Annotated in this window: 11 protein-coding genes and 1 pseudogene; 3 read left to right on the top strand and 9 right to left on the bottom strand. The window is 67.6% G+C overall.

Going from position 1 to position 11,407, the window contains the following annotated elements; all coding sequences use genetic code 11:
- Positions 1 to 165: 165 nt before the first annotated feature.
- From AB0O89_RS14875 to purE, 3 genes are read right to left on the bottom strand one after another with little or no spacing between them, the layout of a single operon-like run.
- Positions 166 to 1,245, bottom strand: coding sequence for a glycosyltransferase (locus AB0O89_RS14875; RefSeq protein ID WP_363499195.1), 1,080 nt, complete (start codon positions 1,243 to 1,245; stop codon positions 166 to 168).
- Positions 1,246 to 1,276: 31 nt separating this feature from the next.
- A complete protein-coding gene (locus AB0O89_RS14870) occupies positions 1,277 to 2,746 on the bottom strand; it encodes an LCP family protein (protein WP_363499192.1) in 1,470 nt (489 codons plus the stop codon).
- The gene (purE, locus tag AB0O89_RS14865; protein ID WP_341578014.1) at positions 2,743 to 3,210 is read right to left on the bottom strand and encodes a 5-(carboxyamino)imidazole ribonucleotide mutase; all 468 of its coding nucleotides are present in this window, start codon (positions 3,208 to 3,210) and stop codon (positions 2,743 to 2,745) included. The genes AB0O89_RS14870 and purE overlap by 4 nt, the downstream gene beginning before the upstream one ends.
- Positions 3,211 to 3,320: 110 nt before the next feature.
- Between purE and AB0O89_RS14860 the strand changes: the two genes are divergently transcribed.
- Positions 3,321 to 4,172 (top strand): nitroreductase family protein, encoded by an 852-nt coding sequence (locus tag AB0O89_RS14860; RefSeq protein WP_363499189.1) that lies wholly within the window; start codon positions 3,321 to 3,323, stop codon positions 4,170 to 4,172.
- 28 nt (positions 4,173 to 4,200) lie between these two features.
- Here the strand turns inward: AB0O89_RS14860 and AB0O89_RS14855 are convergent, their stop codons facing one another.
- The 3 genes from AB0O89_RS14855 to AB0O89_RS14845 form a co-directional block, all read right to left on the bottom strand.
- Positions 4,201 to 5,337 carry a 5-(carboxyamino)imidazole ribonucleotide synthase gene (locus AB0O89_RS14855; protein WP_363499186.1) on the bottom strand — a complete coding sequence of 379 codons (1,137 nt, stop codon included), beginning with the start codon at positions 5,335 to 5,337 and terminating at the stop codon, positions 4,201 to 4,203.
- 79 nt (positions 5,338 to 5,416) lie between these two features.
- Positions 5,417 to 5,992, bottom strand: coding sequence for a PH domain-containing protein (locus tag AB0O89_RS14850; protein ID WP_363499183.1), 576 nt, complete (start codon positions 5,990 to 5,992; stop codon positions 5,417 to 5,419).
- An 18-nt stretch (positions 5,993 to 6,010) separates the two neighbouring features.
- Positions 6,011 to 6,802 carry a biotin--[acetyl-CoA-carboxylase] ligase gene (locus AB0O89_RS14845; protein WP_363499180.1) on the bottom strand — a complete coding sequence of 264 codons (792 nt, stop codon included), beginning with the start codon at positions 6,800 to 6,802 and terminating at the stop codon, positions 6,011 to 6,013.
- Positions 6,803 to 6,940: 138 nt separating this feature from the next.
- Here AB0O89_RS14845 and AB0O89_RS14840 point away from each other — a divergent pair, with 138 nt between their 5' ends.
- Positions 6,941 to 8,530, top strand: coding sequence for an acyl-CoA carboxylase subunit beta (locus tag AB0O89_RS14840; RefSeq protein ID WP_363499177.1), 1,590 nt, complete (start codon positions 6,941 to 6,943; stop codon positions 8,528 to 8,530).
- A gap of 6 nt (positions 8,531 to 8,536) precedes the next feature.
- Complete coding sequence (locus AB0O89_RS14835) at positions 8,537 to 8,776, top strand: acyl-CoA carboxylase epsilon subunit (RefSeq protein ID WP_363499174.1); 240 nt, start codon at positions 8,537 to 8,539, stop codon at positions 8,774 to 8,776.
- A gap of 240 nt (positions 8,777 to 9,016) precedes the next feature.
- On the opposite strand, the gene AB0O89_RS14830 is transcribed toward AB0O89_RS14835, so the two are convergent.
- The 3 genes and pseudogenes from AB0O89_RS14830 to AB0O89_RS14820 form a co-directional block, all read right to left on the bottom strand.
- On the bottom strand, positions 9,017 to 10,093 hold the full coding sequence (locus tag AB0O89_RS14830; RefSeq protein ID WP_363499171.1) for a hypothetical protein: 1,077 nt from the start codon (positions 10,091 to 10,093) through the stop codon (positions 9,017 to 9,019).
- Entirely contained in the window at positions 10,090 to 11,232 is a 1,143-nt protein-coding gene (locus tag AB0O89_RS14825; RefSeq protein WP_363499168.1) for an ATP-binding protein, read from the bottom strand. The genes AB0O89_RS14830 and AB0O89_RS14825 overlap by 4 nt, the downstream gene beginning before the upstream one ends.
- A gap of 80 nt (positions 11,233 to 11,312) precedes the next feature.
- A pseudogene (locus AB0O89_RS14820) lies at positions 11,313 to 11,407 on the bottom strand (IS5/IS1182 family transposase); the annotation flags it as partial.

The following is an 11,407-nucleotide window of genomic DNA, read 5'->3' as shown; positions in this document are numbered from 1 at the left end:
GCGGTTGAACTCAACAGCTCCACTTCACAACCGGAGGTCTTCGCCTTTCAACAGGTCAGGGCCGTGTCGCCGAAACAACGTCCCTGGACATCACACCTAGAGATCGCGCCATGTTACTAGTGTGACTCAAGTGTGCTCTCGTGACGAGGAACGCCAGGCCGCAATCTATAGATCCGCATGCAATTGCCAGACGCGATCGCTTGCTTCACGCCAGGAAAAGGCGCGCCCACGGTCGGTCGAGAGCGTTGCGGCGCGGCGGTGGTCATCCTCCGACGCGAGCAGCGACGTGACGGATGCTGCGAGAGCGTCGGCGCCACCTTCAACGATCGCACCACCGTCCCCAACCAGTTCGCCGTGGACGGCCGAGGCCGCGCTGACAACGGGGATCCCGAGCGTGAGCGCCTCAAGCGTGCGCCATCCGTAGGCAGGGGCCGTGCCAGGAGCGACGAGGACGGACGCCGCGGCAAGTGTTGCCGCACAGTCGACTGGGTCCGCCGTAGAGACGACTACTACGTCGCCCATCCCCGCGACGCCCCGGTCGCCGAGCACGACAACTGGCGCCTCGGGGAGCTCGCGACCGAGGGCAGCGAGCACTTCGCCGAGCTCCCCCGCAGAAACTCCTGCGGCGTCGACAACGACCGCCCCCTCAGGCACCCCGATCGTCCGCCGGCGGCCGACAGCGTCTCGAGGCTCGGCGAAACCCGCGGGCGCGGCACCGGCGATCACCCGGATCCGGCCGCGCAGCTTCGTGCGCTCCGTGAGCTCGTCGGCCATGGCGTGGAGCGGCACGATGACGGCATCCGCGTGTCTCTCGGCGCGCTTGAGCATCGCCCGATGCCACGCGACGGATGCCTTCGATGCCCGCTCCGGATGGGTCCAGGGTGTGAGGTCCCAGATCGTGACGACGGTCTGCTCGTGATTGTGGACACGATCGTGGCGCACGAGGGGCGCGAAGAGCGTCGGCGAGTGCAGCATCCCCCCGCCAAGGCCGCTGGGAAGGCCCAGAGAAAGCGCGGTCGAGAGCTCCCGGCGCGGGATAGGGGACGATTCGACCCCGGCGAGGCCTTCGAGTGCCCGGACCTCGGCAAGCACGTCGTCGCCGGCCGCCGGAACAACACCAGAGACCTCACACCCCCGCGGCGCGGCGGCGATCAGGGCACGGGTCAACTCCCGCGATGCCATCGCGAGGTCGGGATCGGTGGGCGCGACCAGCTGGTCGAGAACAACACGCAATGTCGTCGTCACAGAAACGAGCCTCTTCGTAGAGCCGAACGCCTCACGCGGCGGGCGTGGGCGTGGGTGTCGGCGGATGCAGCGCCTGCTGCAGGTAGTCCTGGATGAAGGCGACGTCGTCGGCAGACAATTCCTCGGGGATGATGCCGATGCCACCCACGCCCGACGGGGTGAGCTCGATGCTGGTCACCGGCTGCTCCTTCGACTTGAGCGCAAGCTCGGCGAAGTACGGAACCATCGACTGCGGGATGTCGGTCTGCACGATCGCCGTGCCGGCGTTCAGCACCTCGTTGAACCGATTGAGGACGTTCATCGGAGTGAACTGCGCGAGGATCGCCTCCTGCAACTGGCGTTGGCGCAGCATCCGATCCCAGTCGCTCGTGGTGTAGCGGGAGCGCGCGTACCACTGCGCGGTGTCGCCGTCCATGTGCTGGAGGCCCGGCTCGATCCAACCGGTCGCCCATTCCTCAGCCGGTTGCCCGTCGTACGAGGGCCCGCCGCCCTTCGGCAGCCGCTCCGTCACATCGATGTCGACGCCGCCGAGCGCGTCCACGAGCGCCGCGAACCCGTGCATGTCGATGAAGACGTAGTACGGGATCTCGATCCCGAGCAGGCCCTCGGCGGCATCCTTGGTCGCCTCGATCCCCGGCTGCGAGCCGTTGGCGGCAGCATCCGGATACAACGCATTGCCGTCACGGCAGACTTCGACCTCGGTGCGCAGCTGGTTGATACCGCTCCCCCATCCGCAGACCGGGTCCGAGTGACCGCTGTGGCCATTCGGGTAGAGGTCCTGCATAGGGCCAGGCGCGAACGGAACGTTGACCATGTCGCGCGGGATGCCGGTGATGGTGACAGCGCCGGTGTCGGCGTTGATGGAGGCTACCGAAATGCTGTCGTACCTCATGGAGTCACGGCCCTCACCGCTGTCGGCCCCGAGCAGCAGGATGTTGTAATAGCCGTCCGACGGCGGCACCGAGGGCCCTGACTCGGCGAAGATCGCACCGAACGAATCGCGCACGCCCCCGAGTCGATCGGATGCCCAGACCACGCCGCTACCGGCGAGAACGAGAGCCCCGACACCGACGAGCGCGACAGCGAATCGCGTGATCGACCCGGTGCGTACGAGCCGCACGAGACGCAGGGTATCGATCGTGAGGATGATCCACAGAAGCAGGTAGGCGAACAGAAGCGCCTGCACGCCGAGCAGCACGAACCAGTTCGTCGCGATTGCGACGAACGCCTGCTGCCAGAGCAACAGCGTGACGATGGAGAGCGCGATCAGCGTCCAGCCGAAGAGGGTCGCACCGAGCCCGAAGCGGCCGAGGCGCCGGTTTCCGGCAAGAACCTGCGCCGATCCAGGAATCAGGAAGTTGAGAACCAGCAGCCACCAGGCCCGACGCGTCATCATCGGTCGCGACGCCGTGTTGGGATAGCGAAGCGGACGGTTCTCGATCACCGGCCGCCGCGCGGATTGCTGCGCTCCGACCGTCCGCGGTGGGCTTGCGACGCTCACAGCGCCTCCTTGAGCCGCCGGTTCTTCTCCTCGACGACGCCCTCGAGTTCGCGCGCGTAGTTCTCGATGGCGTCGGCGTGAGCGGGATCGGCGATTCCCAGCATCCGTACCGCCAAGAGGCCAGCATTCCGGGCCCCGCCGATCGAGACTGTCGCGACGGGGATGCCGGCGGGCATCTGCACGATGCTCAACAGCGAGTCCAGGCCGTCGAGGGTGGCCAGAGGCACGGGAACGCCGATCACCGGAAGTGCTGTGACGGAGGCGAGCATGCCGGGCAAGTGCGCGGCGCCGCCAGCTCCCGCGATGATGACACGGATGCCGCGCCCTCGCGCCTCGCGCCCGTAGGCGACGAGCTTGTCGGGCGTTCGGTGGGCCGAGACGACCTCGACCTCGTGGGGCACGCCGAAGTCCGTGAGCGCCTGGGACGCGTCGCTCATGACTCGCCAGTCGGAGTCCGAACCCATGACGACACCGACGAGCGGGGCGGGGGAACTGTGGAGCGCAGCGGTCACGGGACCAGGCTAGGGTGCATGGCTGGGGATTGCCCGGAACGGCACCCCCGAAGGGAGAATCCGTGACCGAGTCCAACACCTCAGCGCCCGGGACCCCGGACATCGATGCTCTGCTGCGCGCCCGCTACGGCGCCGCGGCTCCGGCGCTGGCCGAGCCAGCCCTGCGCGAATCGGCAACGCTGGCTGGGCTCTTACGTCACCACACGGTGCGCAGCTTCACCGACGCGCCAGTGAGCGACGAGGCGATCACCGCGATGGTCGCTGCCGCCCAATCGGCCGCGAGCTCGTCGAACCTGCAGCTGTGGAGCGTCGTCGAGGTGCGGGATGCTGCGACCAGGCGCGCTCTCGTCGACGAGGTGGGCACGAGCACCTTCGTTGCTGACGCTCCCGTCATCCTGCTGTTCATCGCAGACTGGGCCCGAGCCTCGGCGATCGCGGCGGCTCAGGGTGCGACTGACAGCGCTGCTGACTACCTCGAATCCACGCTGGTCGCCTTCGTCGATGCCGCGCTTGCCGCACAGAACGCGGTCATCACAGCCGAGTCGCTCGGGCTCGGCACCTGCTATCTGGGGTCGGTTCGCAACGACCCCGAGCGCGCCGCCGAGCTGATCGGGCTACCCGCCCGAGCGATGGTCGCGTTCGGCCTCGCAGTCGGATATCCCGATCCCGCCGACACCGCGGGGATCAAGCCGCGTCTCGCCCCGAGCGTCGTGCACTCCCGCGAGCGCTACTCCCCGATCACGGATGCCGACGTCGCCGCCTACGACGCCGAGATCGCCGCGTACCACGCGAGCCAGGGACGCCCGACGGGATGGAGCCGAGCCGTCATCCGTCGCGTGAAGGATGCGGCAGGCCTCAACGGCCGCGACCGGATGCGCGCCTGGCTCACCGGGCGCGGCCTGCCCTCGAACTAGGCATCCGTCCCGACACCGCGGTATCGCCTCAATCCTGGAAAAACGCGGCTGTCGCGCGAGCGTCGTAGACGACGTCATCGAGGTCGGCGCCGATGGCGTTCACGTGCCCCACCTTGCGCCCCGGGCGCGGTTCCTTGCCGTAGGTGTGGATGTGGGCGGACGGATGCTGGGCCATTGCCGCCGCGAACCGCTCCGAGAGACCGCCCTCGGTGGGTCCGCCGAGGATATTGATCATCACCGACCACGGCGCAACCGGCGACGTATCCCCCAGCGGGAGGTCGAGAACGGCACGCAGATGCTGTTCGAACTGGCTTGTGACTGCACCGTCCTGGCTCCAGTGGCCGCTGTTGTGCGGCCGCATGGCGAGCTCGTTCACGAGGATGCGGTCATCGGCGGTTTCGAACAGTTCGACCGCGAGCATCCCGGTGACTCCGAGCCCCTCGGCGATCCGCTCGCCGACCTCGGCAGCTGTCGCGGCAAGGCGAGCGCTGGCGCCCGGCGCCGGCGCAAGCACCTCGGCGCACACACCGTCGCGCTGCACGGTTTCGACCACGGGATAGGCCCGAACAGCTCCCGAGGGGGTCCGAGCCACCTGCTGCGCGAGCTCCCGGGTGAACTCGACCAGTTCCTCGACCAGCAGCGCGCCACCGCCGGCATCCTCGGCGAGCGCCGTGAACCAGTCTGCGGCGCCATCCGGTGACGATACGACGCGCACCCCCTTGCCGTCGTACCCGCCTCGAGGCGTCTTCACGACAGCACGACCGCCATGACCCTCGAGGAAGGCGCCGAGTTCATCGGGGCCGGTGACGGCTGCCCAGTCAGGCTGCGGCATCCCCATCTCCTGCAGTCGCGTGCGCATCAGCAGCTTGTCTTGCGCGTACCGCAGGGCGTCGGGGCCGGGGTGTACTGCCACGCCGGCGTCCACCAGCGCGCGCAGGACCGGCTGCGGCACGTGCTCGTGGTCGAAGGTGACGACATCGACATCCCGCGCGAAGGCGAGCACGGTGTCGGCGTCTCGATAGTCACCGACTGCGGATGCCGCGAGAGCTGCCGCCATTCCTTCCTGCTCGGCGAGCACCCGGATCTCGACGCCGAGTTCGACAGCGGGCGCGATCATCATTCGCGCCAACTGTCCGCCGCCGATCACACCGACGCGATAGGTCATAGCAGTCCTCCCGTTCGGATCCATTCTGTCGCGAAGCGGGGGGGTCGCTCGCGTCGGGGCGATGACGGGTCCCGGCGCCTCACGACTCGAGTGGTGCCTGACCGTCGCGGTGGGCGAGGATCTGATTGACCTCGACCTGGTCGATGAGGACTTCGTGGACGAGGGCCACCTGCGGAACCCGCGTCATCCGCATCGGCGCGTCGACACCGTTGGACAGGATGAGCGTGCCACTGCCGGCGAGGCGCTGCAGCGGGCCCCGGCGCATCTGCACTGAGTACCCGCGAACGTGCGCGAGTTCGCGTCTCCGCGTCACGAACAGCCCACTGCGCTCGATGACACGTCGCGTCGTGATCGTGTACACGTGAGCGCGCCACGCGAGAAACGGCAGGAACACGAGCACGAAGATGACCACGGCAGCTGCTGCGAGCAGCATCCAGTTCTCGAAGGGCGCCGGAAGGTTGTCATAGAAATACCCGGCCGCTGCGGCTACTGCGATCAGCGCGAGCGCCGACAGGATCAGCGCGGGCCGGCGACCACGGATCTTGGCGATCAGCAGCTCAGGCGTCGAGACACCGGGCGCGGGAGCCAGCGGCCGCCCGACAGAGGTCGGCGGCGGGGAGTATCCCGACGGACCCGTGCCTGGATGCAGCGACATACCCCCATTGTGGGGGTCTCAGCGGACATGGATGACGTCCCCCGCCGCGACCGGCACTGATTCACCGCCCACCGCTACGACGAGTCGCCCGACATCGTCGAGCCCGGCGGCGGTGCCCTCCAGCACCCGGTCATCGGGCAGCATCACGCGGACGTCGCGCCCGAGGGTCCCGCAGAGCCGCTGAATCTCGGCGCGAACGTTTGCGGCGCCCGCCGCGGACACTGCGGTCTGCAGCATCCGGTCGAGACCCCGGAGGTAATCGGCGAGCAGGCGATCGAGGTCGACGTCTGCTCCGGCGATCGCTAACGAGGTGGCCGTGGGAACGGGAAGCTGCGCGGGCGTCATCCGCGTATTGACCCCCGCGCCGACGACGATGGCATCAGGCTGCCCCGGCACCACCTGCGACAGGATGCCACACACCTTCGCCCCGTCGATGAGCACGTCATTCGGCCACTTCAGCGCCACGCGCGAACTGTCGACTGGAACGTCGGGGGCGAACTGACCCCGAATCGCGAGCGTCATCGCCGCGCCGGCGATCAGCGGAACCCAGCCACGCTGGTCGGATGGCAGATGCGGCACCCGAACGAGCACCGAGATCGCCAGGGCTGCGCCGGCCGGGGCAGTCCACGTGCGATCCAGCCGTCCCCGACCCGACCGCTGGTCGTCAGTCACCAGCACCGAGAGGTGGGGGTAGGCATCCGGCTGCCCGGCCACGCTCGCCAGAAGGTCGGCGTTCGTGGACCCGGTGTGCGCGAGGACATCCAGTCGCCTCGCGATGGTCGCCGTCCGCGGAAAGTCGCCTGCCTGCATCCGTTCACTGTAGGGCCCCGGGAGCCTCCACTGACCCGCCGCTGCCGCCCGGCCGAAGCGGGAAAGGCATAACGGATGCCGCGGCGCGTTGTCGCAGGTCTCCAAGGGGTTCCCGCGACACGCCGATAGTGTGGAGGCGTGACCGACGACAACGACCTGTTCACGACGGCCGGCAAAATCGCCGATCTGCGCGCGCGCTACCAGGAGGCTGTCGTCTCCGCCGAGGAGTCAGCCCGCGAGAAGCAGCACGCGAAGGGCAAGCTCACGGCCCGCGAGCGCATCGAGCTGCTCGTCGATCCCGGCAGCTTCACCGAGCTCGACGAATATGTGCGCCACCGCACGACGGCGTTCGGGATGGACAAATCGCGCCCCTATGGCGACTCCGTCGTCACCGGCACCGGCACGATTCACGGCCGCACGGTAGCGGTCTACGCGCAGGATTTTTCGACCTTCGGCGGCTCGCTCGGCGAGGTGGCGGGCGAGAAGATCATCAAGGTCATGGAGCTCGCCCTCCGCTGCGGGATGCCGATCATCGGCATCCTGGATTCGGGCGGCGCGCGCATCCAGGAGGGTGTGGTCGCCCTCGGAAAATACGGTGAGATCTTCCGACTCAACACGCGCGCGTCGGGTGTCATCCCGCAGATCTCGATCATCATGGGGCCGGCCGCCGGTGGCGCCGTATACTCCCCCGCCCTCACCGACTTCGTCATCATGGTCGACAAGACCAGCCAGATGTTCGTGACCGGCCCCGATGTGATCAAGACCGTCACCGGCGAGGACGTCGGGATGGAAGAACTCGGCGGCGCCTACACCCACAACACCAGGTCAGGGGTCGCGCACTACCTCGCTGAAGACGAAGACGACGCGATCGACTACGTCCGCACGATGCTCGGCTTCCTCCCCGACAACAACCTCGCGGAGATCCCCGAGTACGAGAGCCCGTTCGAGTGGGAGACGACGGATGCCGACCGTACCCTCAACGCGATCATCCCTGACTCCGCCAACCAGCCCTACGACATCCGCGACGTCATCGGCCACATCGTCGACGAGGGCGATTTCCTCGAGGTGCAGCCGTTGTTCGCCCCGAACATCGTGATCGGCTTCGGCCGGATCGAGGGACGGACGGTCGGCATCATCGCGAACCAGCCCTCGCAGATGGCGGGCACCCTCAATATCGAGGCCGGCGAGAAGGCTAGCCGCTTCGTGCGCTTCTGCGACGCCTTCTCGATTCCGATCGTGACCCTCGTCGATGTTCCCGGATACCTTCCCGGCACCGACCAGGAGTGGACCGGAGTGATCCGCCGTGGCGCCAAGCTGCTGTACGCATACGCCGAGGCGACAGTGCCGCTTGTCACGGTGATCCTGCGCAAGGCCTATGGCGGTGCGTACATCGTCATGGGCTCCAAGCAGCTCGGCGCGGACGTCAACCTCGCCTGGCCCACCGCCGAGATCGCGGTCATGGGAGGCCAGGGCGCGGTGAACATCCTGTACCGCGGCGAGCTCAAGAGGGCCAGCGAGACCGGCGAGGACGTCGCCGCCGTGCGAACGCGGCTTGCCAACGAGTACACCTACAACGTGGCATCCCCGTTCCTGGCCGCCGAGCGCGGCGAGCTCGACGGGATCATCGAACCGGCCCAGACGCGTGTCTCGATCGCCAAAGCGCTGCGGTCCCTGCGCGGCAAGCGCGCAAGCCTGCCGCCGAAGAAGCACGGCAACATCCCGCTGTAGGACGCGATGAGTACCCGAGAAACAGCTTTCGAAGAACGCGAACTCGCCGTGCCGATCAGCATCGTTCGCGGCGATGCGACTGCCGAAGAGATCGCGGCTGTCGTCGCCGTCGTGGCAGAGCACTACGTCACTGAGCACGCCGAGGCCGTCGCCGACGAGCCCCAGCGCTCGGCGTGGGCGCTCTCGCAGCGGGCGCTGCGGGAGCCGCTGCGGCGCGAATTGGGCTGGAATCGCACGCCCTGTTGAGCGCGAGACGCGAATTGGCCTGGTCCTGGAGCAGGCCAATTTTGTCCCCCAAAATACCTACAGACGAATCGTTGCGACTCGGCAAGACTGGAACAGCTGGAACGCAGTAGCGTTCGGCTGAACCGCCGTCACCTCTCGTGTGACGCGGCCCAGGTTCGGCCACGCGGCCGGTTTTCGGGTAACCGTCCGCACAGGTGGGGGTGGACTATCTGTCCACCCCCACCATCCTTTTTCGGACGTTCACTCCCGAATGTCGGGCTCGGCGGGGACTCGGGTGATCTCGGTCCAGAGGTCGACGGTGTCTTCGTCGCTGAGGCCCCGCCCTGCATCCGAGCGACCTACGACCGTCACTGCCACGCTCTCGTGCGGGGACGTGCGGATGTAGAGCCGGTCCGATCGCGCGGAGCGCAGCGCAGCGACCAGACGTGCGCGGATGCTTGCCAGGCTCTCAGGGTCGATGCCGTCCAGGCCTCCCTCGTCGAGAACGGTGACAGTCGCACCCCGGCGGCGGGCTGACTCAAGTTCGTGGCGGACCGCGTCGTCGAGCAGGCGAGCCCCGCGCAGTTCGTCGCGCAGACTACCCTCGGCAAGCCTCGCCTCGACGCGTTCGTCGGGGGTCAACGCGCCGCCCTGGGCGATCGTGCGCGCAAGCACCGGGCCTGCCACCGACAGCGCCCGCTGTATCTGCACGCGGCGCTCCCGCTGACGCACGGTGTGGGCTGCCTGCCACGCTGATGCTGCGCGCTGCAGTTCCACGAGCTTCGCGGTGTCTTTGGCAGCACGATCGGTGAGCATCACCAGAAGCTGCGCCAACCCCACCCACAGGATCGAGCCGACAAGACCCTTCTCGAGCGCATCGAGGACGCCGAGCCAGAACCATGAGACGGCGGCGAGGAGACCGATGCCCACCCAGGCGAAGATCGGGCGACGCCTCACCATGACGATGACCATCAGAGCGCCGATGCCGCCGAGATACCAGACGACGTAGGGCTCCTCGATCGCCTCCCGCGGCACAGCCAGCGACAGCGCGTTGGGAACGATGATCGTCGTTCCCAACGCCATGAGCGCGGCGGCAAGCGGCATCCGGTCGGATGATGCACGGGGCGCCAATCCGGGTGCGGCCGGCGTCACATCATCGTCTTCGGGGTCGCGGTTGCCCCACAGCAGCGCGACGCCGGTGGTCACGACATAGAGCGCGACGGCAGCGACGAGCACCAGTGGCTCGGTGAACGGGCCGGTCCACCACAGCCCGCGGACGGCGAGGTAGGCCGTGAACGCGAAGGCCAAACCGATGAGCAGGCGACGGACACTGATCATGCTCGGGCCCCCTGCCACGTGAGGCGCACGAGCGTCCCGTTCGAGTCGGACGTGATGTGCACGGTGCCGCCGACGGCTGCCACCCGAGCAATGATCGACCCGCGTATTCCGAGGCGATCATCCGGAACGGTGTCGAGATCGAACCCGTCGCCGAGGTCTTGCACCTCGAGGTGCAGTCGCTGGGTATCAGGCTCCTGACGAGCGCAGACTGTCAAGCCGATACCGCCAGCGTGCTCGATCGAATTGGCAATCGCCTGCATAGCAGCGAGGATCAGCGCGTTCGCGACCCGGCCAGGGATCTCGGGCGCATCGTGGCCGTATGCGCGTTCCACGACAAGATCAACACCGAGCCCGCGCGCACCACTTTCCACTTCTTCAACGAGCGTCCCGAAGGGTCGTGGCGAATCGCTGCCGAGACCGGCATCGGTTTCCGCGTTCGCGAGGCGAGTCAAGGCCTCCTGGGCCATCGCGACGGCAAGGCCTTGCTCTCGGGGGGTTTGCGCACGCTCAGAGGCGATGAGTGCCGCGAGGACGCTGTCGTGCATGAGGGCGGCGACAGCGACGCGCTCGCTCTCGGCAGCTTCCGTAACCGCTGCGGCGGTATATGTCTCCACCGCAGTGCGGCGGGACTCATCGACATTGTCGGCGATCGAGCGAAACATCCACCCCAGGGTCACAAAGACCCCGCCCAGGATGATGGCGAACGAGACATCCAGCAGCGTCGGCCACCAGAAATCGACAGCGAATCCAGCCTGGGCCAAGCGGGTGATCCCGAAGAGCACGGGCACGAAGATCGTCCATGCCATCTGCCACATCAACGGCAGGAACATGATGGAGGACGCTGTGACAACGCTGACCAGGAACCACGTCCACGGTGGATCAGACGGCGGGATGTCCTGCCCCGCCACGACGAAGGGCCAGACGACGAGCGTCACGACGAAGACGGCGCAGAAGGCTATGGCGGCGGGTGCGATGCTGCGACCCACGACATAGGTGACGAGCAGGGCCGTCAGCGACCCGAAGTTCGCGACCATGAAGGCAACGTGCCACGCTTCGGGCTCCTGGACCGAGCCCAGTGCCGCCACGAAGGCCTGCGCACCGAGGGCGAGTGATCCGACAGCCAAGACGATGCTGATCATCCGCTCGATCCGCCGCCGGGTGAACGAGCCGAGCCCCGCCGTCGGATCGTGGGCAAGGGGGATCTGCGCCCACGCGGCAGCTAGGGCGTGTCTGATAATTGTTTGGTCCACGCGATTGCGGCGTGGATGAGGACCGCGGCGCGGTAGACGATGGCGTGTTTGTCGTAGCGAGTGG

The sequence above is a fragment of the Microbacterium sp. NPDC076895 genome, assembly GCF_040687115.1.
Lineage (GTDB): Bacteria > Actinomycetota > Actinomycetes > Actinomycetales > Microbacteriaceae > Microbacterium.
Note: the sequence above shows the minus strand (reverse complement) of the source record. Positions and strands in the feature narration are given on the sequence as shown.

Coding starts and splice junctions, on each gene's coding strand:
- AB0O89_RS14825 (WP_363499168.1), bottom strand. CDS start 11,232: ATGATCAGCATCGTCTTGGCTGTCGGATCACTCGCCCTCGGTGCGCAG.
- purE (WP_341578014.1), bottom strand. CDS start 3,210: ATGGGTTCGGACTCCGACTGGCGAGTCATGAGCGACGCGTCCCAGGCG.
- AB0O89_RS14850 (WP_363499183.1), bottom strand. CDS start 5,992: ATGTCGCTGCATCCAGGCACGGGTCCGTCGGGATACTCCCCGCCGCCG.
- AB0O89_RS14835 (WP_363499174.1), top strand. CDS start 8,537: ATGAGTACCCGAGAAACAGCTTTCGAAGAACGCGAACTCGCCGTGCCG.
- AB0O89_RS14845 (WP_363499180.1), bottom strand. CDS start 6,802: ATGCAGGCAGGCGACTTTCCGCGGACGGCGACCATCGCGAGGCGACTG.
- AB0O89_RS14855 (WP_363499186.1), bottom strand. CDS start 5,337: ATGACCTATCGCGTCGGTGTGATCGGCGGCGGACAGTTGGCGCGAATG.
- AB0O89_RS14830 (WP_363499171.1), bottom strand. CDS start 10,093: ATGATCAGTGTCCGTCGCCTGCTCATCGGTTTGGCCTTCGCGTTCACG.